23 protein-coding genes are annotated in these 24,025 nt (G+C 63.6%); 18 read left to right on the top strand and 5 right to left on the bottom strand.

Annotated elements, in window-relative coordinates; genetic code table 11:
* Positions 1-39 precede the first annotated feature (39 nt).
* The 5 genes from BBA01S_RS13430 (at position 40) to BBA01S_RS13410 (ending at position 5,077) form a co-directional block, all read left to right on the top strand.
* Positions 40-1,359: an MFS transporter gene (locus tag BBA01S_RS13430; protein WP_027816908.1), complete on the top strand. Its 1,320-nt coding sequence runs from the start codon at positions 40-42 to the stop codon at positions 1,357-1,359.
* A 72-nt stretch (positions 1,360-1,431) separates the two neighbouring features.
* A complete protein-coding gene (locus BBA01S_RS13425; RefSeq protein ID WP_027816907.1) occupies positions 1,432-2,412 on the top strand; it encodes a quinone oxidoreductase family protein in 981 nt (326 codons plus the stop codon).
* 10 nt (positions 2,413-2,422) lie between these two features.
* On the top strand, positions 2,423-3,271 hold the full coding sequence (locus BBA01S_RS13420; RefSeq protein ID WP_027816906.1) for a TauD/TfdA dioxygenase family protein: 849 nt from the start codon (positions 2,423-2,425) through the stop codon (positions 3,269-3,271).
* Positions 3,272-3,290: 19 nt separating this feature from the next.
* Positions 3,291-3,851 carry an RBBP9/YdeN family alpha/beta hydrolase gene (locus BBA01S_RS13415; protein WP_027816905.1) on the top strand — a complete coding sequence of 187 codons (561 nt, stop codon included), beginning with the start codon at positions 3,291-3,293 and terminating at the stop codon, positions 3,849-3,851.
* 80 nt (positions 3,852-3,931) lie between these two features.
* Positions 3,932-5,077: a porin gene (locus BBA01S_RS13410; RefSeq protein ID WP_027816904.1), complete on the top strand. Its 1,146-nt coding sequence runs from the start codon at positions 3,932-3,934 to the stop codon at positions 5,075-5,077.
* Between the two features lie 134 nt (positions 5,078-5,211).
* Here BBA01S_RS13410 and BBA01S_RS13405 read toward each other — a convergent pair whose 3' ends face one another.
* The 3 genes from BBA01S_RS13405 to BBA01S_RS47540 all read right to left on the bottom strand — a co-directional run bounded on the left by BBA01S_RS13405 (position 5,212) and on the right by BBA01S_RS47540 (position 8,256).
* Entirely contained in the window at positions 5,212-6,525 is a 1,314-nt protein-coding gene (locus BBA01S_RS13405; protein WP_027816903.1) for an NAD(P)/FAD-dependent oxidoreductase, read from the bottom strand.
* 67 nt (positions 6,526-6,592) lie between these two features.
* On the bottom strand, positions 6,593-7,963 hold the full coding sequence (locus BBA01S_RS13400) for a glutamine synthetase family protein (RefSeq protein ID WP_027816902.1): 1,371 nt from the start codon (positions 7,961-7,963) through the stop codon (positions 6,593-6,595).
* A 125-nt stretch (positions 7,964-8,088) separates the two neighbouring features.
* On the bottom strand, positions 8,089-8,256 hold the full coding sequence (locus BBA01S_RS47540) for a hypothetical protein (RefSeq protein ID WP_167336014.1): 168 nt from the start codon (positions 8,254-8,256) through the stop codon (positions 8,089-8,091).
* A 246-nt stretch (positions 8,257-8,502) separates the two neighbouring features.
* On the opposite strand from BBA01S_RS47540, the gene BBA01S_RS13390 reads away from it, so the two are divergent.
* From BBA01S_RS13390 to BBA01S_RS13340, 11 genes are all read left to right on the top strand, one after another.
* A complete protein-coding gene (locus tag BBA01S_RS13390) occupies positions 8,503-8,973 on the top strand; it encodes an Lrp/AsnC family transcriptional regulator (RefSeq protein ID WP_027816901.1) in 471 nt (156 codons plus the stop codon).
* Between the two features lie 565 nt (positions 8,974-9,538).
* Positions 9,539-11,197: an APC family permease gene (locus BBA01S_RS13385; protein WP_027816900.1), complete on the top strand. Its 1,659-nt coding sequence runs from the start codon at positions 9,539-9,541 to the stop codon at positions 11,195-11,197.
* Positions 11,198-11,304: 107 nt separating this feature from the next.
* Positions 11,305-12,144: a polysaccharide deacetylase family protein gene (locus BBA01S_RS13380; RefSeq protein WP_027816899.1), complete on the top strand. Its 840-nt coding sequence runs from the start codon at positions 11,305-11,307 to the stop codon at positions 12,142-12,144.
* On the top strand, positions 12,141-13,226 hold the full coding sequence (locus tag BBA01S_RS13375; protein ID WP_027816898.1) for a C45 family autoproteolytic acyltransferase/hydolase: 1,086 nt from the start codon (positions 12,141-12,143) through the stop codon (positions 13,224-13,226). Before BBA01S_RS13380 ends, BBA01S_RS13375 begins: the two co-directional genes overlap by 4 nt.
* Before the next feature lie 27 nt (positions 13,227-13,253).
* Positions 13,254-13,673, top strand: coding sequence for a VOC family protein (locus BBA01S_RS47865; RefSeq protein WP_027816897.1), 420 nt, complete (start codon positions 13,254-13,256; stop codon positions 13,671-13,673).
* The gene (locus BBA01S_RS13365) at positions 13,670-14,470 is read left to right on the top strand and encodes an SDR family NAD(P)-dependent oxidoreductase (RefSeq protein WP_042297034.1); all 801 of its coding nucleotides are present in this window, start codon (positions 13,670-13,672) and stop codon (positions 14,468-14,470) included. Before BBA01S_RS47865 ends, BBA01S_RS13365 begins: the two co-directional genes overlap by 4 nt.
* 26 nt (positions 14,471-14,496) lie before the next feature.
* Positions 14,497-15,528 carry a Rieske 2Fe-2S domain-containing protein gene (locus tag BBA01S_RS13360; protein WP_027816895.1) on the top strand — a complete coding sequence of 344 codons (1,032 nt, stop codon included), beginning with the start codon at positions 14,497-14,499 and terminating at the stop codon, positions 15,526-15,528.
* Positions 15,525-16,487: a PDR/VanB family oxidoreductase gene (locus BBA01S_RS13355; protein ID WP_027816894.1), complete on the top strand. Its 963-nt coding sequence runs from the start codon at positions 15,525-15,527 to the stop codon at positions 16,485-16,487. Before BBA01S_RS13360 ends, BBA01S_RS13355 begins: the two co-directional genes overlap by 4 nt.
* Positions 16,488-16,535: 48 nt before the next feature.
* Complete coding sequence (locus tag BBA01S_RS13350; protein ID WP_027816893.1) at positions 16,536-17,327, top strand: gamma-glutamyl-gamma-aminobutyrate hydrolase family protein; 792 nt, start codon at positions 16,536-16,538, stop codon at positions 17,325-17,327.
* Between the two features lie 87 nt (positions 17,328-17,414).
* Positions 17,415-18,920 carry an aldehyde dehydrogenase gene (locus BBA01S_RS13345; protein ID WP_042297156.1) on the top strand — a complete coding sequence of 502 codons (1,506 nt, stop codon included), beginning with the start codon at positions 17,415-17,417 and terminating at the stop codon, positions 18,918-18,920.
* Between the two features lie 21 nt (positions 18,921-18,941).
* Positions 18,942-20,078: a porin gene (locus tag BBA01S_RS13340; RefSeq protein WP_027816891.1), complete on the top strand. Its 1,137-nt coding sequence runs from the start codon at positions 18,942-18,944 to the stop codon at positions 20,076-20,078.
* A 72-nt stretch (positions 20,079-20,150) separates the two neighbouring features.
* Here BBA01S_RS13340 and BBA01S_RS13335 read toward each other — a convergent pair whose 3' ends face one another.
* On the bottom strand, positions 20,151-20,747 hold the full coding sequence (locus BBA01S_RS13335) for an EF-hand domain-containing protein (RefSeq protein WP_156965936.1): 597 nt from the start codon (positions 20,745-20,747) through the stop codon (positions 20,151-20,153).
* 210 nt (positions 20,748-20,957) lie between these two features.
* Positions 20,958-21,383, bottom strand: coding sequence for a tautomerase family protein (locus tag BBA01S_RS13330; protein ID WP_027816889.1), 426 nt, complete (start codon positions 21,381-21,383; stop codon positions 20,958-20,960).
* A gap of 122 nt (positions 21,384-21,505) precedes the next feature.
* On the opposite strand from BBA01S_RS13330, the gene BBA01S_RS13325 reads away from it, so the two are divergent.
* Both BBA01S_RS13325 and BBA01S_RS13320 read left to right on the top strand, forming a co-directional pair.
* Positions 21,506-22,099 carry a TetR/AcrR family transcriptional regulator gene (locus BBA01S_RS13325; protein ID WP_027816888.1) on the top strand — a complete coding sequence of 198 codons (594 nt, stop codon included), beginning with the start codon at positions 21,506-21,508 and terminating at the stop codon, positions 22,097-22,099.
* A gap of 579 nt (positions 22,100-22,678) precedes the next feature.
* Entirely contained in the window at positions 22,679-23,845 is a 1,167-nt protein-coding gene (locus BBA01S_RS13320) for a porin (RefSeq protein ID WP_027816887.1), read from the top strand.
* The last annotated feature ends 180 nt before the right edge of the window (positions 23,846-24,025 follow it).

Here is a 24,025-nt window from a genome sequence, read left to right as displayed (position 1 = left end):
GTGAAAACATAAAAAGCAGTCCATGAAGGAGACACACTCATGCTCACGCATGCCGAGCCCGCAACGGGCCATGAATCGACGGCGCAAGGCGATGTCGGTGCCTATGCGTGGGTAGTCTTCGCACTGACCGTCGGCTTGCTGCTCTCCGACTATATGTCGCGTCAGGTGCTGAACGCCGTATTCCCCATGCTCAGGACGGCGTGGCACCTCTCCGATACGCACCTGGGCTCGTTGAGCAGCGTGGTTGCGCTGATGGTCGGGGTGCTTACGTTCCCGCTATCCGTGCTGGCCGATCGTTGGGGGCGAATCAAAAGCATCGCATTGATGGCCGCGATGTGGAGCATTGCCACGCTGGGCTGTGCGTTTTCCACGAACTATCACGAGATGCTGCTCGCTCGTGCGTTCGTCGGTGCAGGCGAAGCCGCCTATGGCAGCGTGGGTATCGCGCTGGTTCTCAGCATCTTTCCGGCTCGCCTGCGTGCAACGCTGACTGCCGCGTTCATGGCGGGAGGCGCATTCGGTTCGGTGCTGGGCATGGCGATTGGCGGCATAGTCGCGGCCCATCTGGGTTGGCGCGCAGCATTTGGCGCGATGGCGGCGCTCGGGATTGTTCTGCTGGCAGGGTACGGGTTGGTCGTGACGGAAAGGCAGGTCGCGAAACTGCAGCCTGCAGATTCGCTCCCTCACGCGCGTGCCCATAGCGTGCGCATGAACTTCCGTGCCGTAATCAAAGGGCTTTTTTCGACGAAGTCGGTTGTGTGCGCCTATGTCGGCAGCGGAATTCATCTGCTGGTTCCCGCAGCCGTATGGGCATGGATGCCGAGTTTCCTGAACCGCTACTACGCCATGTCCACCGGCAACGCAGCCATGTGCGCCGCGTTATTCGTACTCGCGACCGCTGTTGGCATGGTCGTGTGCGGCAATCTGGCCGATCGTCTCAGCAAGCATCGGCGGGAGCGCAAATGGAGCGTCGCGGTAGCCTTCTGCGTGACGTGTTTTGTCCTGCTGGCGGTTGGCTTCCGCATGCCGGCGGGAGTGGCGCAACTTGGCGTGATCGGTGCTGGCATGTTTTTCTGCGCGGGATCGACGGGCCCTTCGGGCGCGATGGTGGCCAACCTCACGCCGCCGTCGATTCACGCCTCGGCATTTGCGACGCTGACGCTTGCCAACAATCTGCTGGGACTGGCTCCGGCTGCGATTCTGACCGGCATTGTTGCTGACCGCATTGGGTTGCTCGGCGCGCTGCAACTCGTGCCGTTTGCACCGCTTGTCGCGGCGCTCGCGTTCTTCATTGGCAAACGCAGCTATCGCGCCGACCTTCATAGCGTGAACGTGTTGCGCGAACAGGCCGGACACTAGTCGATGCGCTGTGGCATGAAGGCTGGCTCGTTCGAATATCAATAGGTAGTGCGAATTAACAAGGAGTCAATAATGGCGAAAGCAGTGCGTTTCTACGAAGCAGGCGGCCCCGAAGTCCTGCGATACGAAACGGTGGAAGTGGGCGATCCCGGGCCAGGTCAGGTTCGCCTGCGCCACGAGGCAGTGGGGCTGAATTTCGCCGATACGTATTTCCGCAGCGGTCTGTATCCCGTGCCGCTGCCTGCGGGCATGGGCGTCGAGGCGGCGGGGGTGGTCGAGGCAATCGGCCCGGACGTAAGCGCTTTTGCCGTCGGCGATCGCGTCACCTACACCGGCTTTCTGAATACGCTTGGTGCGTACAGCACCGAACGGCTGGTTCCCGCCGCACCGCTCATCAAACTTCCGGCCGCTATCTCCTGCGAAACGGCCGCCGGGATGACGATGAGAGGCTTGACGGCGGCCTACCTGATGCGCCGCATTCACGACTTCAAGGCGGGCGACACCATCTTGCTGCATGCCGCCGCGGGCGGTGTCGGCCTGATCGTGTCGCAATGGGCGAAACTGCTGGGGCTGACAGTAATCGGCACCGTGTCGAGCGAGGTCAAGGGCGCACTGGCTCGCTCTCACGGCTGCGATCACATCATCGACTACAGCCGGGAAGACGTCGCGAAGCGCGTGCGCGAACTGACAAACGGCGTCGGCGTCGATGTGGTGTTCGATAGTGTCGGCAAGGATACGTTCGAGTCTTCTCTGGACTCGCTCAGGCGCCGCGGCCTGATGGTCTGCGTGGGCACGGCTTCCGGGCCGATCCCGCCATTCAACCCTCAGATGCTGGCGATGAAAGGATCGCTGTATCTGACGCGCCCGGCGCTGGCAGACTATATCGCCGATCCGGCTGACAAGGATGCGCTCGCAGGCGAGTTGTTCGGACATGTCGCTGCGGGCCGCATCAGGATCGAACTGAATCAGCGCTATGCACTGGAAGACGCAGCCCAGGCCCACCGCGACCTGGAGTCGCGCAAGACCACGGGTTCGTCGGTTTTCGTCATCTGAGGGGTACGCGATGAGAGTCGAACCATTGACGTGCGCTATCGGCGCTGAACTGGTTGGCGTGAAGCTTTCCGCGGCCATCCATGATGACGGCCTGTTTGCCGCGATCCGTTCGGCGCTGCTCGAACATCGGGTGCTGTTCCTGCGCGACCAGGAAATTTCGCGTGGCGAGCACGTTGCATTTGCGCGCCGCTTCGGCGAACTGGAAGACCATCCGGTTGCCGGCAGCGACCCGGAATATCCCGGTCTCGTACGCATCTACAAAAATCCCGGGCAGCCCAACGACCGGTATGAGAACGCTTGGCACGCGGACGCCACCTGGCGCGAAGCGCCACAGTTCGGCGCCGTCCTGCGCTGTGTGGAGTGCCCGCCTGTCGGTGGCGACACGATGTGGGCAAACATGGTTCTCGCGTATGAAAGGCTGCCGGACTACATCAAGACCCAGATCGCGGAATTGCGCGCGCGTCACAGCATCGAAGCCAGCTTCGGCGCGGCCATGCCGATTGAAAAACGCCTTGCATTGAAGGCGCAATTTCCCGACGCAGAGCATCCGGTCGTGCGCACCCATCCGGAGTCCGGTGAAAAGGTGCTGTTTGTCAGTGCGTTCGCGACGCACTTCACCAATTACCACACTCCGGAGCGCGTGCGTTTTGGGCAAGACGCCAATCCGGGGGCAGGGGAACTGCTGCGCTATCTGATCAGCCAGGCCTATATCCCCGAGTATCAGGTTCGCTGGCGCTGGAAACCCAACAGCGTGGCGATCTGGGACAACCGCAGCACGCAGCACTACGCCGTGATGGATTACCTGCCGTGCCATCGCAAGATGGAGCGCGCGGGCATTATCGGCGACAGACCGTACTGACGCGCGAGGAGACCGCTTCATGACGTTCGATACGACGCCTGTTGTTCTCATGGTGCCGGGCCTGCGCGACTACGTAGCGCAGCATTGGCAAACGCTGCTAGAGCAAAGGCTGGCCAAGGTGGCGTCGGTGCCGCCACTTGAGCAGGACAGACTCAGTCTCGCTGCAAGAGTTGATGCGCTCGACGCAGCGCTTGCAAGGATCGATGGCCCGGTGATTCTGGTCGCGCATAGCGCGGGCGTGATGATTACCGTGCACTGGGCTCAACAGCACAAACGCGAGATTCATGGCGCGCTGCTAGCCGCTCCCGCCGACCTGGAAGTGCCGCTGCCGGAAGGATATCCGGCTCTTTCAACGCTTGAACGGGCGGGCTGGCTGCCGGTTCCACGAAGGCCGCTGCCGTTTCCCAGTATCGTCGGGGCGAGCCGAAACGATCCGCTTGCGAAATTCGAGCGGGTCGAAACGATGGCGAAATGCTGGGGAAGCCGGCTCGTCGACCTTGGCGAAGTCGGTCACCTGAACCCGGCAGCAGGATTTGGCGAATGGCCGATGGCGCAATCGCTGATTCGCGAGCTTTACTGAAGCAAGAAGTCCGTTGTATTCAAGCTTGAGACCATAAGCAGCCGGGTCAACCCGGCGCACCGGAGATCGGAGGAGACGAAATGAAAGTCGGTCAATTTAGTTATGCAGTGCTGATCGTTTTGGCGCCGGCCGCCTATGCGCAGTCGTCGGTTACGCTCTATGGCGTGCTCGATAGCGGCGTGCTGTACCAAACGACTGCGGCAGCCTCGTTCGCGCCGACTGCGCGCAATCTGGGGCATACCTGGCAACTCAAGGACGGTGGCATCTTCTCCAGTCTGTGGGGACTCAAGGGCAGCGAGGACATCGGCGGGGGCTACAAGATCAACTTCAGGCTGCAAGGCTCGTTCACTTCCACCAACGGCAAGCCGGGCCTGTCCGACACACCGGGGGTGACGGCGCTCTTCAACCAGTACGCGAGCATCGGCGTGTCCGGGCCGTTCGGCACGATCGACGCCGGGCGGCAGATCGTCCCGATGATCTACGCGATGGCGGACACCGACGCACGCGGCGCGCAATATTTCGGCAGCATCCTGACCGCGTGGCTCGGGCTCAACCAGGCGGCCGGCTGGCCTGGGACGAATACGAATGCGCCAATCGGCGCCCTCTACGACAGCAACGCGCTGGTCTACGTATCGCCGAAATTCTATGGGGCATCCGTTTCGCTTGAGTTCGCGCCGGGCGGAACACCAGGGCACTTCCAGGGCGGTACGCGCGAATCGGCGGTACTCAAGTATTCGAATGGCGGATTGAACCTGGCTGCGGTGTACTACAACGGGCACGATACCAACCCCTACCCAGCCAACTATCCGGCCGCAGCGGCCGTACCGGCGACAGGCGTGGCCAATAACCGCTTTTATTATTTAGGAGCGTTGTATACGGTCAATGGATTCTCGCTGTCCGCGTCGTACGGCATCGGCAGGAATCCGGCGAAGAGCGACAGTGTCGACTTCGAAATGATTTCGGGCGGGCTTGGATACCAGGTCAATCCGTTCTTCAAGATCACGTCCGGCTACTATTACCTGAAAGACCGTAATCATTCGGAGAACAAATCGAGTGAAATCGCTTTAGGCGTGGAATACAGCCTTTCAAAGGCAACCCGGGCGTATGCCCAGGTCGGTTACGTCAACAACAAGGGAACCATGAACCAGACGATCGTCTATGGCACACCGGTTGCGCCTGGCGTCTCCACCACGGCAGCAATGGTTGGCATCCGTCACACGTTCTGATCGGGTTCCTTGTAGTCACCAGGTTTCACCTTCCGGGAATGACTGGGAGCAGGTGCTTCACCTGCGTTTCCCGGAAGGCAAAAAGCCCTTCTTCGACGCCTGGCGCGCGGCCGTTTTAGCTCTTCAACCGCTCGCTAGCGCAGGTGTTCGAGCATCTGGTAGTACCACATGCCGGCTGCGAGCAGCGGATTGCCAATCAGGTCGCCCATCGGGACTCGCACGTGGCGGCACGCGGCGAAAGTATCGAAATGTCCAAGCGTCCCGGTAATCGCCTCGGCCATGATTTCGCCCATGATGTGACTCGTGGCGACGCCGTGTCCCGAGTAGCCCTGGCAATACCAGACATTGTCCGAAAGCTTGCCGAGCTGGGGAATGCGGTTGACGACAATGCCCATCGCGCAAGTCCACTGATAGTCGATGCGCACGCCCTTGAGTTTCGGGAAGGTTTCCTCGATACAGGGCAGCAATTCGGCGGCGACGTCGCGCGAGCTGTGCCCCGAGTAATTCGCGCCGCCGCCAAACAGCAACCGACCGTCGGCAGTGGGCCGGTAGTAATCGAGCACAAAACGGCAGTCATACACGGCAAGCTGTTGCGGATTGATCTGCAGGGCGAGATCGCCGAGCGGTTCCGTCGCCACCAGCCCGCCCATGGCGGGAAATATCTTGCCGCTCAGTTGCGTGCGTGCGAGCCGGTGATAGACGTCGCCCGCGAGCAGCACCTGGTTGGCGCGGATTCGCCCCTTCGTGGTGACGATCGTGGGCGTGGCGCCGTGAACGATGTCGATAACTTCGGAGTGCTCGAAAATCGACGTGCCCAGCCCGTGTGCCGCGCGCGCCTCGCCTATGCACAGGTTCAGCGGGTGGACATGCATGTTGCGCAGGTTCTTGAGTGCGCCGCTATACAGATCCGAGTCCAGGTGCGTCCGCAGGGCGGCGCGATCGAGCAGTTCGACCTCTTCGCCCATGCCGCGGCGCTGGGCTTCCGCGTAACTCGCTTCGAGCTCGCGCAGGTGCGACGGCTTCATGGCCGCATGCAGGTGGCCGTTGCGCAGGTCGCAGTCGATGCCGTAACGCGCCACGCGCGTGCGAATGATGTCGTGGCCGCGCCAGCGCAGCCACCAGATGAAATCGTCCACGTCGTCGCCGAGCGTCGCGCGCATCTGTTTGCGCATGGCGGCGTCGCCCGAGAGGCTGCCCGTGATCTGGCCGCCGTTGCGCCCGCTCGCGCCCCAGCCGATCTTGTGCGTTTCGACGAGCGCCACCGAGAGGCCGCGTTCGGCCAGTTCCAGCGCCGTGGCGACGCCCGTGAAGCCGCCGCCGATGATGGCGACATCGGCGCGATGCTCGCCTTCGAGCGTCGGGTAATCGGTTTCAATGCCGATGGTCGCCGTGTAATAGGACGGCTCGCGCTCCGGCGCGGCCCGCTGAAGGGGAATGGCTGCATTCATAAGGAATCCTGTTCGATAATGAGTGTTCTGGCTGCGGCCGAAGCTCCGGCCACAGCGGCATGGCGCATCAGGCCTGGTGCAAATACCAGCGCCAGTCCTGCTCGCCCACTTCACCCATGAATTGACGGTATTCCGCGCGCTTGATCGCGAGGAAGACCTTCAGGAAACCCGCTCCAAACACGTCGCGCGCCCACGCCGAACGTTCGAGCGCATCCAGCGCGCTCAGCCAGTCGGTCGGCAGATACGAGCTTGCCTGCGCATAGCCGTTGCCTTCGATCGGTGCGCCCGGATCGAGCTTTTCGCGCACGCCATAGTGCGAGGCCGCCAGGATTGCCGCTGCGGCGAGATACGGGTTCGCGTCGGCGCCGCAGACGCGATGCTCGACGTGCCGGCTGGCCGCCGGGCCGCCCGGTATGCGCAGGCTCACCGTGCGGTTGTCGACGCCCCAGGTGGGCGTGAACGGCGCGTAGCTGTTCGCCTGAAAGCGGCGATACGAATTGGCGTTGGGGCAGAACATCAGCATCGAATCGAGCAGGCCGTGCAGCATGCCGCCCACCGCCTGGCGCAGCATCGGCGTGCCGGCCTTGTCCTCGGATGCAAAGAGATTTTCGCCGCGCGCGTTGGCGAGGCTCACATGCATGTGCATGCCCGAGCCCGCGATATCGGCGAACGGCTTGGCCATGAAGCACGCGCTCATACCGTGTGCGTTGGCCACGCCCTTGACGATGCGCTTGTAGCGCACGGCGTGATCCATCGCTTCGAGCGCGGGGCCGTGTTCGAGCGTGATCTCGACCTGGCCCGGCGCGTATTCGGAGATGGCCGTGCGCACCGGAATGCCCTGGTCGCGGCAGGCATCGTAGAGATCCTTGAGGAAGGGCTCGATCTGTTCGAGTTCGCGCAGGCCATAGACCTGGGTCGTGCGCGGGCGGCGCCCGTCGGTGTCGAGCGCGGGCTGGGGGCGGCCCTGCGCGTCCGGCCGCGCATCGAGCAGGTAGAACTCCAGCTCGCACGCCATCACGGGATACAGACCGTCGGCCTGGAGCTGATCGACGATGCGCGCGAGCAGCTGGCGCGGGTCGGCGACACCGGCGGGCAGGCCCTGCTCGGGATGCATCTGCACCTGCACGGCAGCGGTGGGCAGCTTGCGCCACGGCAGGCGCACGAGGCTGCCGGGCAGCGGATAGGCGCGGCAGTCGATATCGCCGACATCCCAGACAAGGCCGCTGTCTTCCGTGTCGTCGCCGTTGATCGTGAGGTTCATGATGGCGCTCGGCAGCGGGCGGCCGTCGCGATAGACGGCGAGCAGCTCGTCGCGATGCAGCAGCTTGCCGCGCGGAACGCCCGCGGCATCGACGATGAAGAGCTCGAACAGCTCGATGTCGGGATGGCGGGCGAGAAAGTCGAGGGCTTCCTGTTCGGGGGCGAAAGTCGTGGTCATGGCGGTCTCATTGCGCGCCGCTCGTGAGTGCGCGCGTGCGTGACCCGCCGCGCGGCGCGGACGGGCCGAAGGTATCGGTCGAAAAGCGTGGAGTGCGTCAGACGACGCGAATCGGCATCAGCCGATCAGGCGCGCGAGAGGGCCGGAGGGCGGGCGTGGCGGCAATGAAACTGCGCCCAGAACGCGAGGATCACATTCAGCAGCGGATTGAGACGAGCCGCCACGGCGCGCGCGCACAGGCTCGCCGGATCGGGCGAGCAGCGGGTGCGGAAAGGGCGCGGGGCGGTGGGCATGGTGTCTCGTGTTTCGTCGTAGTTTGAAGCTGTCTCGAAGTGGCTGTGTTGCGGCATCGCGTTGCGCATTGCGCAGCAGGAGCGATCCAATCTTGCGCAATACCGGCCGATCGACGGCTTGCATCGGCGCACAGGCTGCTGTCAAGACGGCCGGTTTGCGCATTCAATCTACCAAGGAAGTTTTTGCTTTGCAATGCGTTAAAATTCCAGGCTGATTCTGCGCACCCCTTCGCCAAGACACCGACCATGCCGAATTCCGTCCTCGATACCCTCGATTACCAGATCGTCCGTGAGTTGCAGGAAGACGGGCGGCGCGCGTTCCGGGAGATCGCGCGCAACGTCAATGTCCCCGAAGCGACGGTGCGCACGCGCGTCAAGCGCCTCCAGGACCTGGGCATCCTGCAGATCCTGGCCTTCACCAACCCGTCGAAGCTCGGCCAGGCGAAGCTTGCGCTGCTGTTCGTCGAGGTCGATCCGCAGGATCACGACCGCACCGTCGATAACCTCGGCCGCTGGTCGGAGGTGAGTTATCTGTCGACGATCCTTGGCGGCGCCGATCTGTGCGTGCAGGTGCTTTGCCGCGACGACGAAGGACTGTTCGCGCTCCGGCAGCGTATCCGCGCGCTGCCCGGCGTGCGCGAGGTGCGCATGATGCACGAGGTCAAGGTGCACAAGATCCGCTTCACGCTGCCGCCCGCCGAAGCTGAAACGGAGTGATGGAGGCGGCGCGCAGCGCGCCGCCTGATCCACACAGACCGCTTTCCTGCTCCCTGTTGCGTAAAAAACACGCGACTTTTCTGCGCGTTGCGTCGCCCAGAATGCCCCGAACTGGCGCATTTCAACGGGCTGCGCCGCGCTTTCTGCTCTGCTTTTCCTCCCCCGCCGGCGTGGTGCAAACCGCATTGCGTCGCGCCTGCTCGCGTCTGTGTCCGTGTTCCCCAGGCCCGTAACGTCGATGTAAGCGCGTTTGCGCGAATTCGGTGCATCGCGCACGAATTCTGCGCATAGATGTTTTAAATGATCTGCAAAATACGCAATGCGCAGTTATTAGGGTTAAAAAGTATACACATGCGCAATTTGCTCGCTTAGGATTCGCTCATCGCGTGCTAGCCGCCGTTCAACCCCGACACGAGAGAGAATCCATGCGAACTACGTATTCGAGCCGCGCCCTGGCGCGCGGTCTCTGCATTGATGGTCTGCGTACGGGACGGCGCAACCTGGCCGCCCGCCCGATCCAGAACGCTCACGCCGTGCGGCGCGTAGCGCAACCGGGAGCGTCGCGATGAATGCCCATGACGATCTGATGGCGGGCGCTCCGCTGGCGTCTGCACGCGCAGAAGCCGATGCGACTATTTCAGCCGCGGCTGGCGCGCAAGGCCACGAACTCCATCGCAACCTCAGCTGGAAAGACGCGTTCTGGGTCACGAGCGGCGTGCCCGTGGGCGTGCTGTTCACGATCGGCGGCGTGGCCGCGACGATCGGCCAGCCCGCCTGGTTCATCTGGGTGCTGGCGATCCTGATTGGCTTCGCGCAGTGCTTCACCTACGCCGAGATCTCTGGCCTCTATCCGCACAAGTCGGGCGGCGCTTCGGTGTATGGCGCGCTGGGCTGGGTGCGCTACAGCAAGTTCGTCGCGCCGGTCTCGGTCTGGTGCAACCGGATTGCGTGGTCGCCGATGCTCGCACTCGGCACGAGTCTCGCCGCGGGCTACACGCTCAGTTGCCTGTTCCCGGCCAACGCCGCGATCAACACCTGGCATCTGACGCTGCTCGACCTGGGCTTCATCACCAAAGGCCTGACACTGCGCGTCAACGCGACCTTCGTGCTGGCGCTCGGGTTCCTGCTGATCGCGTTCAAGTTGCAGCACGCGGGGGCATCGGCTGCGGCGCGCACGCAGCGCATCCTGGGTATCGCCTCGCTCGCACCGCTGGTGCTGGTGTCGCTCGTGCCCATCTTTACGGGCGATATGCCCTCGACCAACTTCCTGCCGATGCTGCCGCTCACGCACGACGCCACCGGCGCGGCCGTGATGGGGCACTGGAACGCGGCGGGCATCAGCACGGCGATGGGCGCGATGTTCCTCGCGTGCTGGTCGACCTTCGCGTTCGAAACGGCCGTCTGCTACACGCGTGAATTCCGCGACCCGAAGAAGGACACGTTCAAGGCGATCTTCAGCTCGGGCGTGCTGTGCCTGTTCATGTTCATCGTCGTGCCGATCGCGTTCCAGGGCGAACTCGGGCTCAAGGGCATGCTGGCGCCCAGCGTGGTCGACGGCTCCGGCGTGGGCGCCGTGATGGCCGGCTTCGTGCACGGCGGCGCGGTGGTGTTCAACGTGATCGTCGTGATGATGGTGCTGTCGATCCTGCTGCTCGTCATGACGTCGATGATGGGATCGTCGCGCACGCTCTATCAGGCTTCCGTCGATGGCTGGCTGCCGAAGTACCTCTCGCATGTGAACGGACACGGCGCACCGACGCGCGCGATGTGGACTGACCTGGCGTTCAACGTGGTGCTGCTGCTGATGTCGGACTACATGACGGTGCTGGCGCTCTCGAACGTCTGCTACATGATCTTCGTATTCCTGAATTTGCAGTCGGGCTGGATTCACCGGCTCGACCGCGCCGACTGGCCGCGTCCGTATCGCTGCCGCAACTGGGTGCTCGGCCTGGGCGCGCTGTGTGGCTTCGTCGACCTCGCCTTCGTGGGTGCGGGCGCGAACTTTCAGGGCGAAAACACCTTGCGCAATGGCCTGATCGCCATGCTGCTGATCGTGCCGGTGTTCTGCTACCGCCATTACGTTCAGGACAAGGGCCGCTTTCCCGAGTCGATGCGCCGCGACATCGAACTCAAGCATCCACGTGCCGGCATCCTGCCTTATCTCGCTCTCGCTGCGGCTGTTGCCGTGGTCTGGATCGGCGCGAAGCTGACCGTGATTACCTGACGCGCCAGGCGTCCTCCGCTGCCCGCTCTGTCTGCCATGTCCGCGCGTTCCGGCGCGCGGCGGGGGAGCGCTTGCGCCTTCACTTTCGTAACCTGCGAGTTTTGACGATGACGACTCATCCGATCGCCACGCCCAAGTGGCCCGACACGAAATCGACTGCCGTGTCGCTGACCTTCGACGTCGATGCCGAAGCGGGCTATCTCGGCGAAAGCCCGAGCTACGCGCGCCGCCTGACCAGTCTTTCGGAAGGGCGCTTCGGCGTGGTGCGCGGCGTGCCGCGCATCCTCGAACTGCTGCGCCGCCACCATATCGCCGCGACTTTCTTCGTGCCTGGCCACACGGCGCAGCGGCACCCTGGTCTGGTCGCGCAGTTGCTCGACGAGGGCCACGAAATCGGGCACCACGGCCATATGCACCTGCGCAGCGACAAGTGCACGCCGCAGCAGCAGGCCGAGGAAATGCACGCCGGTCTTGAGGCGCTCGCGAAAGCGGGCGCGCCGAAGCCGGCGGGCTATCGTTCCTCGTCGTGGGAACTGACGCCCGAAACCTTCGAACTCCTGATCGAATCCGGGTTTCGCTACGACTCCAGCTGCATGGGCGACGACCGCCCGTACCGTGAGACGTGGGAGGGGCGCTCGATCCTGGAGCTGCCGGTGCACTGGTCGCTCGACGATTACCCGATGTTTGGCTGGAGCATCGACAACGGCGGCAACTTCAGCGCGCCGCGCACGCTGGTGGATACGTGGCTGGCCGAATACGAATCGGCGCGCCGCGATGGCCGCCACACGACCTTCACGATGCACCCCGAAGTCATCGGACGCGGTGCACGCTTCGATCAACTGGAGCGCTTCGTCGAGCGCCTCGTCGCGGACGGCGATGTCTGGTTCGCACGCCTCGACAAGGTCGCGCAATGGGTCGAGCCGCGTCTGGCGAAGGAGGCCGCATGACCATCGTGTTCCGTTCGACGGCGCTCGAACCCGCCGCGCGTGGCCGCGAATTCGGCGCCGCGCACGCCGCGAAAGTGCGCGGCAGCATCGCCCGCTATCGCGCGCTGTTCGAGCGCGCCGCGCAGCGCCCCTTCGACATGGCCGAGCTTGGCGCGGCAGCGCTCGCGCAGATTCGCGCCTTCGCGCCGCCGCTGTTTGAGGAGATCGCCGGGATTGCCGACGGTGCGGACGTGGATGTGCGGCTCGTCGGCGCGATCAATGCGCGCACGGAAATTCTCGCCTATGTGGGTGCGCCGCTGCGCGGCGAGTGCTCGACGGTCGTGCAGGTCGATGCCAATGGCGCGCGTCCCGTCGCGGTGCAAACGTGGGACTGGTACGCCGAATTCGCTGAGCAATGGCTCACCTGGGAGATCCCGCACGCCAACGGCCACATGACGACGACGGTGACCGAATACGGCATCGTCGGCAAGGCGGGGGTGAACACGCGCGGCCTCGGCGTGCATTTCAACATCCTGCATCACGAACGCGATGGCGCGAGCATCGGCTTGCCGGTGCATGTGGCGTCGCGCTGGATGCTCGATACCTGTGGCGCGCTCGACGACGCATTGCGGCTGCTGACGTCGGCGCCGGTGTCGGCTTCGTCGTCGCTCACGGTGGTCGCCAGTGCGGACGACAGCAGCGCGGCTGTTTCTGTCGAGCTTTATCCGGGCGGCCCGGGCCTCGTCTTTCCCGATGCGCATGGGCTGCTCGTGCATACGAATCACTTCCTCGCACCCGCCGCGCAACCCGGCGACACCGAACCGCGCCAGTACCCGGATACGCTCCTGCGCCACGATCTGCTGACGCGCCGACTCGCCCAGCGTGCGCGTTTGAGCCCGCTGCAGGTGATCGGCGCGATGAACAATCACTTTGGCGCGACCACGGCCGTGTGTTGCCATCCCGATGCTCAAGCACCCGAGAGCGGCCAGTACGCGACGCTTGTGACCATCGTGCTGGATGTCGCGGCGGGTCGTCTCGACGCGCTGCCTGGCGGCCCGTGCGCTCATCCCCGTTTGCCCAACCATTTGCCCACCGCTGCCTGATTTATTTAATTGATGAGGATTGCAAAGATGTTGAAACTCAAACGACTCGACAATATGGACATCCTGACGCCCGACGTCCAGCGCCTGGTTGACTTCTACCACGGCACGCTCGGGCTGGGCTTTTTCCTGCCCTATGAAGCCGAGGAGCACTGGGCCGCGATCGAACTGGGCAACGTCACGCTCTATATTTTCCGCACGGAAAGCACCGCGCCGGTCGAGCGCCGCACCGCGATCAATCTCAAGGACAAGCCAGGCTTCGACTCGTTTGCATTCGAGGTCGAGAACCTGGACGACGCCATTCGCGCGCTCGACGGCAAGGTTCAATGGGTGACGGACGAGCCGATCGAATGGCAGCATCCAAACGGTACGCATTACCGCTATCGCCCGATGTTCGACCCCGACGGCAACATGCTTTACGTGACCGAACCGCACAAGGTGCACGCATGAGCGCCGCGGCACGCACGGCGCCGGCAACGGTGCTGTCGCTCGATGCGCAGGCGGGCCGGCTGGCGGGACGCGTCGCTTTCGTGACCGGCGCTGGCCGGGGCGCGGGCCGCGCGCACGCGCGCCTGCTCGCGCGGCGCGGGGCGGCGGTTGCCGTGGTGGATATCGACGCGGACGTTGCGCAGGCAACGGCCGCCGAAATCGAAAGTGAAGGCGGCCGCGCGATTGCGATAGCCGCCGACATCACGCGCCGCGAACTTGCGGAACAGGCGATTCACGAAACGGCCGACCGTCTGGGCGCACTCGACATCGTCGTGCACAACGCCGGGCGCATGTATTCGCTCACGGGTCTCGAAGCCACTGACGACGCCGACTTCGACGCGCTGCTTGAAATCAACGTGCATGCACCGCTCTTTCTCACACGCGCAGCGCTGCCGTATCTACGCCGCAGCGCTGCGCCGCGCGTCATCTTCATCAACTCGCAGTGGGGCCAGGTGCCCGACGGCCACTCGTACGCTTACATGGTGGCGAAGGCCGCGCAGCTTGGCCTGATGAAGACGATGGCGAAGGAGTTTGCGCGCGAGGGCATTCTCGTGAATGCCGTCACGCCCGGCGCGATCCTCACGCGCATGGTTCCCGATGACTGCGTCGCGGGCGAGCAGGCCGCGATTCCGCTTGGACGCCTCGCGCATCCCGAGGAAATCGCCAGCACGGTGGCCTTTCTCGCCTCCGACGAAGCGGCCTTCATCACCGGCCAGTCGATTGCAGTCAATGGCGGCGCGCTCGTCGTCGGCGCCTGATTTATCCCTTGTTTCAAGAGGTTTTCATGTCCACGCAAGCTTCTCTTCGTACTCAGGCCGAACGCGCGCTGCGCCGGCAATGGTTCCCGGTCGCACGCTCGGCCGATCTGGCGACGCCGCAAAGCGCCACGCTGCTCGGCGAGCGGCTCGTGGTCTGGCGTACGGCATCGGGCCAGGCCGTCGTGCAGGACGCGCGTTGTCCGCATCGTGGCGCGGACTTTGCACTCGGCAAGGTGCACGGCGACAGCATCGCGTGCCCGTATCACGGCTGGCAGTTCGCAGCCGAGGGCGGCAAGTGCTCGCATATTCCGTCGCTGGAGGATCAATGCAAGATTCCGCCCAATGCGGCGATTCACACGTATCCCGTGATCGAGCGCTTCGCTCACGTCTGGACGGTGCTGGAGACGCCCGCGACCGAGCTCTACGATCCCGAGCATTGGCGCGATCTCGAACTCGACTGGCTGGCAGCCACGCCACTCGAATCGCCGACGGGCGTTGCCGTCGCCATCGAGAACTTCCGTGACGTGGCGCACTTTCCCTTCGTTCACGAAGTGTCGATGGGGCCGTCCAAACAGGTGGTCGAAGCGCTCAACGTGCGCCGCGAAGGGCTCGATGTCTGGATGGAGCGCAAGCTCGATGCGGGCGAAGGCGACTGGGCCAATGACGGCGATTGCCTGATGCAGTACCACTGCGGCGCGCCCGGTTTCGCTTCCATCACCTACCACTACGAGCGGCTGGGCAAGCGCATCGTCGCGGGCTTTCCGTCGCCGGTGGCCTATGACGAAGTGCGCATCTTCTGGGGCGTGGCGAACGAGCGCGGCTATCGTGGCGCCGATCTGGAGGAATGCCTGCGTATCGAGGAAATGGTCTACCTCGAAGACATGCCGGTGGCCGCGACCATCCGGCCGCGCGAGATCGATTGGGACGCACGCGTCGTCGAACATTCGGTGCCTGCTGACCTTTTCACGCTCAATTACCGGCGCGCTTTCCGCGAGTTCATCGAGCGTGCAAAGCCGCTTGCGCCCGTGTTCCCCGTCGACGTGAAGGCGGCGGTATGAACGCGCGCGCCGCGGCTTTCGAGGCGCGCATCGTGGCGATGCGCCTGGAAGCCGACAACGTGATGTCGGTCGAACTTCGCGCGCAGGGCGACGACACGCTGCCCGAGTGGCAGCCCGGCGCGCACGTCGATCTCGTGCTGCCTTCCGGCCTCGTGCGCCAGTATTCGCTGTGCGGCGATCCGCAGGAGCGCCGCGTCCTGCGCATCGCGGTGCTGCGCGAAGCAGCGGGGCGGGGCGGTTCACGCGAAGTGCACGACGCGCTGCGTGTGGGGCAGAGCGTCACGTTGCGTGGGCCGCGCAATGCGTTCGAGCTTGCGCCCGCCGACGACTTCCTGTTTGTCGCGGGCGGCATCGGCATCACGCCGCTCATGCCGATGCTGCGCGCGGCGCAGCGCGCCAATGCACGCTGGCGGCTGCTCTACGGCGGTCGCACGCGCGCGTCGATGGCGTTTGTCGACGAGTTGCTGGCATGGGGCGGCGAACGCGTATCGATCCTGCCCGCCGACGAGACAGGGCTGCTCGATCTCGATGCGGTCGTTGCCGCTGCGCGAGCCGGTGCGCAGGTTTATAGCTGCGGGCCGGGCGCGCTGCTCGACGCGCTGGGCGCGCGCTTCGACGCAGCAGGACTCGCGTCGCAACTGCATATCGAGCGTTTCTCCGCTGCACCGCTTGCGCCTGTTGCGCAAACCGAGGGCACGCTGCGTGTGTTCCTCGCGCGCAGCGGCGCGCAGGTGGACGTGCCGCCCGATTGCTCGGTGATGCACGCCTTGCGCGCGGCAGGCCACGAAGTGCCGTCGTCGTGCGAGCAGGGTGTGTGCGGCATGTGCGAAACCCGCGTGCTGGACGGCGTGCCAGACCATCGCGATCAGCTGCTCACGCAAAGCGAGCGCGAGCGCGGCAACGTGATGATGCTGTGCGTCTCGCGCGCCCAGACGCCCACGTTGACGCTCGATCTCTGATCGTCCGGGACGGAATCGTCGATGTATTCGAAATCGAGGTAATCAGGAATGCAAACAGATGTTGTCGTGGGTGTCGTCGCGGATCGCACGAAGATAGGGCAGCACTGGGCTCATGCGACGCACGACAAGTACGTCGCGCCGGTGGTCGACGGATTGGGCGCGCTGGCGGTGCTGTTGCCCGCATGCGGGGCACGCCAGCAGCCGGAGGCGATTTTGCGCTGCGTAGATGGTCTGCTGTTCACGGGCAGCTATTCGAACGTCGAGCCGCATCTCTATGGTGGCGCGCCCAGCGCACCTGGCACGCTGCACGACCCGCAGCGCGACGCCACGGCGCTGCCGTTGCTGCGCGCCGCGATTGCGCGCGGCGTGCCGCTGCTCGCGATCTGCCGCGGGTTTCAGGAACTCAACGTTGCGTTCGGCGGCACGTTGCATCAGGCGGTGCATGCCGTCGACGGCTACGCCGATCATCGCGAGAACCGCGAAGCGTCGCTCGATGCGCAATACGCGCCGGCCCACGCATTGTCGATCGAGCCAGGCGGCGTGCTGGCGGCTTGTGCGGGCGGCGTGCTGGAGACGCGCGTGAACTCGCTGCATGGACAGGGCATAGCGCGGCTGGGCGCGGGGCTGCGTGTGGAAGCCCGTGCACACGATGGCCTGATCGAGGCCGTGAGCGTCCCGGAGGCCCGCGCGTTCGCACTCGGCGTGCAGTGGCATCCCGAGTGGCAATACGCGGATCAGGCGCTATCGCAGGCAATCTTCGCGGCTTTCGGCGCGGCATGCCGAGAAGCTCGCGAGGCCAAAGAAGCGAAAGAGGCAGCGCATGCTTGCCTCACGCATTGAGGAGGGCGGCGCAATGGAATGGCGTGTGCTGCTGCGCATGACGATCGAGACCGCGATCGCAAACAGGACAAACCGATGGACACGCGTATGGAAACGACATTGAACGCCCGCAGCAGCCTGGCGGACTGGCTCGCACTGCGCGAGACGCTCGCGATCGAGACGCGCCTTTTTATCGACGGCGCGTATCGCGAGTCCGCGAACGGGCAGCGGTTCGACTGCATCAGCCCGATTGACAGCCGCAAACTCTGCGAGGTCGCTTACGCGGGCGCGGCGGACGTCGATGCCGCGGTCGCCGCGGCGCGGCGCGCATTCGACACGGGCGTCTGGGCCGATCGCAACCCGCGCGAACGCAAGGCCGTCCTGCTGCGCTTCGCGGCGGCGCTGCGTGCGCATCAGGACGAACTCGCGCTGCTGGAGACCCTCGACGCCGGCAAGCCGATTGCCGATACGACTACCGTCGACATCCCAGGCGCGGCCTATTGCCTCGAATGGTTTGCGGAAGCAATCGACAAGACCGGTGGCGAAGTTGCCGCGGCGGATCACCATTTGCTTGGCCTCGTCACGCGCGAACCGGTTGGCGTGGTGAGCGCAATCGTGCCGTGGAATTTTCCGTTGCTCATGGCTGCCTGGAAGTTCGCGCCCGCGCTCGCGGCGGGCAACAGCGTCGTGCTCAAGCCCTCTGAGAAGTCGCCGCTCAGCGCTGTGCGCGTCGCGCAGCTGGCGCATGAAGCGGGCATTCCGGCGGGGGTGTTCAACGTCGTGCCGGGCGATGGCGAGACGGGCAAGCGCCTTGCGTTGCATCAGGACGTGGATTGCGTGGCGTTCACGGGATCGACGGGCGTGGGCAAGCAGATCATGCAATACGCGGCGCAATCGAATCTCAAACGCGTGTGGCTCGAACTGGGCGGCAAGTCGCCCAACATCGTGCTGCCCGATTGCGCCGATCTCGACCGGGCGGCGCGCACGGCCGCATCCGCGATCTTTTACAACATGGGCGAGATGTGCACCGCCGGATCGCGCCTGCTCGTGCACCGCTCGATACGCGAGCGCTTCATGGCGAAACTGCTGGAGGCGGCGCGCGCATGGCAGCCCGGCAATCCGCTGGATCCGGCCACGACGATGGGCGCGATCATCGACCGCGCGCAGCAGGAGCGTGTACTCGCGCTGATCGGGAGCGGTCGCGTCGAAGCCACGTTGCTCACGGGAGGCAAGACGGCGCGCGAGGAAACCGGCGGCTTCTATATCGAACCGACGATATTCGAAACGACGCCTGCCTCGCGCATCGCACGCGAGGAAATTTTCGGGCCGGTGCTTGCAGTGATGACCTTCGATACCCTCGATGAGGCAATCAGGATGGCTAACGATAGCGAGTACGGTCTAGCCGCTGCCGTATGGACAGCCGACCTTGCCACGGCGCATGACGTCTCCCGCCGTCTGCGCGCGGGCACCGTCTGGGTCAATTGCTACGACGAGGGCGGCGACATGAATTTCCCGTTCGGCGGTTATCGGCAGTCGGGCAACGGGCGGGACAAGTCGCTGCACGCGCTGGAGAAGTACACCGAACTCAAATCGACGCTGCTGCGGCTGCGTTGAACCACACGATAGGGGCAAGCAATGAAGGCGAAAGTTGGAGTGCTGGCGGGATTGCTATGCGCGTCGCTGGGCGCGCAGGCGCAGAGCAGCGTGACCTTGTTCGGCGTACTGGACGAGGGCTTGAACTTCACGAGCAATGCAGGCGGGCATCGCGCGTGGCAAACCTCAAGTGTTGACCTGGCGACGAGCCGCTGGGGCATCAAGGGCAGTGAGGATCTGGGCGGCGGCCTGCATGCCATCTTCGACCTGGAAAGCGGCTTCACGATGGACGACGGCAAGCTCTATTACGGCGGCCGTCTGTTTGGCTACCAGTCGTATGCGGGGCTGCAATCGGATCGTTTCGGCACGCTCACCTTCGGACGCCAGTTCGACTCCATCACCGACGTGATCGGCGCGATGACGGCCAACGGCAACTGGGCGGGCTTCCTGTTCTCGCATCCGCTCGATAACGACAACACCGATGCGACCTACCACGCCAGCAATGCGGTCAAGTTCACATCGGCGAACTACGGCGGCTTGAGCACCACCGCGCTCTATGGCTTCAGCAACCAGGCGGGCAACTTCGCGGGCAACCGGATATTCAGTGCGGGCCTGAATTACGCCATCGGTACGCTCACGCTGGGCGCGGTATATGAAGACCTGTCGTCGCCGGGCACGACCACGGTTGGCAGCGTTGCTGCCGACGACGCCAATTTCACCGCCGCGAATCAGAAGACCTACGGTCTGGGCGCGAGCTACGGCATCGGTGCAGCGGTGCTGGGTCTCGTCTATACGCACGTCGCGATCGAGCAACCGGCTTCGTCGCTTTACGTCGGCGATTTCGGTACGGACATTTCGAAGCTCAATTTCGATAACGTCGAGCTGAATGCGCGCTATAACCTGAGCGACGCCGTGCTGGTGGGCGCAATGTACACCTATACGCGCGCGCATCTGGGGCGCAGCAATTCAGACGCATCGCGGCACTGGAATCAGGTCGGCGTGATGGGCCAGTACCTGCTCTCGAAGCGCACGTCGGTGTACGCTCAGGCGGTCTATCAGAAACTCAGCGGCGGCGATGGCAGCACGCCGCTCGATACGGCCTATATTCCCGGTGCGGCGGGGCCTTCGTCGAACGGACATCAGTTCGTCGCGCGCGTGGGCGTCTCGCACTCGTTCTGAGCCAGGCTTGAATGAAGCGTGTCGCGCGGTTCGTTGAGCACCGAAGCTCAATGCGCCGCGCGATTTTTATGGTTAGCCGAGATTTTTCCAGAACGTTTCGGCAAGGCTCTGGCCGGCGCTCAGGAAACTGTCGGTTTTGCCCTGGTCGAGATTGCCGTCCGAATCGCGTGTATAGGAATCCATAAGATCGTTGAACACCTGGTTTCCGCTCGAAATGCTCCTGCTTACGCCGGTCACGAACTCGGTAAGCGATACCAGGCCGTCGTCGGACGTGTCGAAGCTGCTGAAAAGCTGCCTGGCGTCGTCTGCGCCTACGCCGACGCGAGAGAGTTGGGCCTGGAATTCGTCGAGCGACAGGGCGTCGTCGTTGTTCTTGTCGCCCTGCACGAACATCTGGGGCGCCCATGCAACCGCCATCGGCGTTGCGCGCAGTGTCTGTGTTTCGGCCGCACCGGTGCTCGTATTGATGGCCGTAACCGTTTGCTGGGTCGAAAAGCTGTTCAGCGTGGCGCGATCGGGCGAGTCCGACGAAGCTGACTGCTTTTGCGCGAAGTTGAAATAGGCGTCGTATGCAGAGGCCGAGCCGTTGACTGAGGACATGGACATCGCGGAATCCTTTGATGAGATGTGTGGGGTAGGCCGCAAATTGCCGGGCGGCCGTGCAGACATTCAATCGGGATTACGGTTGCATTTCATCCGGCTTTAGGTGTTGTACAAAACTCTACAAATCTCTTGTTCATGCGTGACCGCTCGTGCGCGTTTCGCATGAAATAGGCTGATGACGTCGCACGGCAGTCAGTGTTGTATTGCGGGGCGCTCACGCTGAGTCCCATCAAGCGATCAAACGAGAGTCAATACGGACACGCGCGAGCGCCAGACTCACTCGATCGCCGCTTCCTGTATCGCCTCGATAAGGTCAGCGTTGCTGTGGGCGCGGCCCGCGATTCCCCATGAGCCGTCCGCTGCATAGACGATGTTCGTCCAGATGCGATCCCGCGCAAGACGCCCGCCTGCCGCCTGTTCGAGGATCGCTGTCGCCTTTTCGGTGAAAGCCTGTTTGGCCTCGGGCGTGGCGAGCGCGATCTGCGGCAAGGTGAGTTCGACGAACGCGGCGGCGGCGGGCTTGCCGGCTGAGAACACGCGCGTGGCCGGAATGACGTTCACCGTCCCGATCACATTGGGCGTCATGAACGCGTTGCCTTCTAGCTGTGCAACGCTCAACAGCGCTTGCGTCAAGGCGGCGAAGGTCTGGCCTTCGGCTTCGGCGGACAACACTCCCTCAGATACGGTCAGCGTGATAGGCATGGCAGATCCTCATAGATGAGTGACAGCGGGTAGTGATATATATATAGCGACTGCTCTCTATGTATAGACACTGGTCACTCTTTAAGCAAGAAGAAGAGTGGTCGCTCTGAATGTGAGATCCGATGCGTTACTCCGCCGAGCACAAAATCGAAACCCGCAAACGCATCGTCGATGCTGCGAGCCGCCTGTTTCGCCGCGATGGCTATGGCGGATCCGGCATCGACGGCCTGACGAAAGAGGCGGGCGTCACCAATGGCGCGTTCTATGGACACTTCAAGTCGAAGAGCGAAGCCTTCCGCACCGTCGTGCTGGCGGGCATGGAACAGTTACGGCTTGCCGTCGCCGATCTGAAAACGAGCCAGGGCAAACGCTGGATCAAGACCTTCATAGGGTTTTACCTGGGCCCGAAGCGCACCTGTGACATCGGCGAAAGCTGCGCGCTGCCCAGTTTTTCGCCCGAGATGGTGCGCGCCGACGACGAGACCCGCGAGGCCTACGAGGCGGAACTACTTCGCTTGATCGACGAGGTTTCGGCGGGGCTGATCGACGAAGCCGGTGCTGCGCGCGACGACAAGGCGATCGCGCTGCTGGCGATGTTGTCGGGCGGGGTCACGCTGGCGCGGGCGGTGCCGGATCCGGCGCTGTCCAGGCGGATCGCCGGTGCTGTCGAGCGTTCGGCGCTCGCGTTGACTGCGGCGCCGCGCAAGCACGGTTGAGGGCGCGTTGATGAGGCGGTATCAGGCCAGTGCGTATAAGGGAAATCTGGGCTGGGCGCAAGGGCATCAAACTAGATTTACTTATATCAAACAATTTTTGACGCCAATTTGTGTTCCTGATATGGTCTCGACACGTGGAAAGCAGGCCCAGGCTGCGTAGGCGTTCGGAGAAAAAATCCGCACACTGCGCCAGCGGTGGAACCTGAAAGACAGGATGTTTGTGCCGCAATCAGGAGACTCGGCACATTATCAGTCCACTGCGCTGCATGGCTGGGGCAGCAACGGAGGCAAGCAGGCAGTCGTCGTCCAGGGAAGGGCGCCGCGTTTGTCCTGATCGGAGTAATGCCGGGCAGGTCGAGAAGCACGGCCCGACCCTGCAGAGGATTGTAAGGATGACGAAGTGACAGGCTTCATCTGCTGCTGGCGCGAGCACGACGCCGGGTGATGTTGGCGGATGCTGGCGGAAGCGGGTCATTGCGGTTCGAGACGCCGCGCGGGCCCTGCACCGTCGTCTGCTTTCCAATGAAACAAGCCCCATTCCAATCAATCCAAAAAATTACACGTGGACGTGAATTACAGATGAAAAACAACAATATCAAGGCCAGCGTCATCGCTGTTGCCGCTTTCGCAGCATCCTCGGCCGCCATGGCACAGTCGTCCGTCACGCTGTACGGCATGCTCGACGCAGGTATCGGCTATACCTCGAACGTCGGTGGCCACAGCAAGTTCAGCCAGGACGGCGGCGCCGCTGGTTCGAACAAGTGGGGCGTCAAGGGTCAGGAAGATCTCGGCGGCGGCCTCTCGGCTGTCTTCAAGCTCGAAAATGGTTTCAATATTGGCACCGGCAAAATTAACGGCCAGGGCCCGATTGGTTCCACGCGTTCGTTGTTCAACCGTCAAGCCTACGTAGGCCTCTCTTCGGATCAGTACGGTACGGTGCGTCTGGGTCGCCAGATCGATGCCGTGACGGAAATGGTTCAAGGCCTGACCGGCGACGGCATTTCGGCCTCGGCATTCTCGACCCCGGGCGACGTCGACAACAACGACAACACGACCAACCAGAACAACGCCGTTAAATACCTTTCGCCGATCTATCACGGCTTCCAGGTTGAAGGCGCTTACTCGTTCGGCGGCGTTGCCGGCGCTACGGGTTCGGGTCAATCGTGGTCGGTGGCCGCAGACTATAACCAGGGTGGCCTGACCGCGGCTGGCGGCTACTTCCGTGCCGTCAATCAAGGCGAGAACGGCTGGGAAAACGCAACGGCACAGCCGTCGTTCGGCGGCGCGCTGGGCTACGCGAGCTCGGGCTACTACGGTGGCAACGCGTACAAGAGCGCGGGCATTGCTCAAATCGCTGGCCAATACCAGTTTGGTCAGTACACCGCCGGCCTGCGCTACTCGAACGCGCAGTACCAGGGTTTCAACGGCCAACCGTCGATCCACTTCAACGTGTTCGCTGGCCTGCTGCAGTATCAAGTCACCCCGGCGCTTTCGCTGGCGACCGAATACACGTACGTGTACGGTTCGGCGGCCACGCCTGACCAGACCGACAAGGGCCGCACGATGGCGTCGATCAACCAGGTGTCGCTGGGCGCGACGTACGCGCTGTCGAAGACCACCTCGGTCTACGTCATGGGCGCCTACGTCCACGCGCTGGGCGCGCAGGCTTCGGTTGCTGACTTCGGTAACACCGCATCGGGCGGCAACCAGGTTCAAGCCAACATTGGCATGTACCACGCCTTCTAATCGCAGGTTCAGGATTCCGGAGCAATGCGTGCATTGCTCCGGAAAAGAAGCCCTCCGCGATTGAACTGCAGCGCAAGTTACCGGCACATCATTGCCAGCCGTTCTCCGGTTGCGGCGATGAGGTGACCGGGATTGCGCGCATACCTCGATAGTCCCGACTGGCATCGACCCGGAAAAACC

Origin of the sequence: Paraburkholderia bannensis NBRC 103871 (genome assembly GCF_000685015.1) — a bacterium.
Lineage (GTDB): Bacteria > Pseudomonadota > Gammaproteobacteria > Burkholderiales > Burkholderiaceae > Paraburkholderia > Paraburkholderia bannensis.
This window is presented reverse-complemented; position numbering and strand designations above follow the sequence as displayed.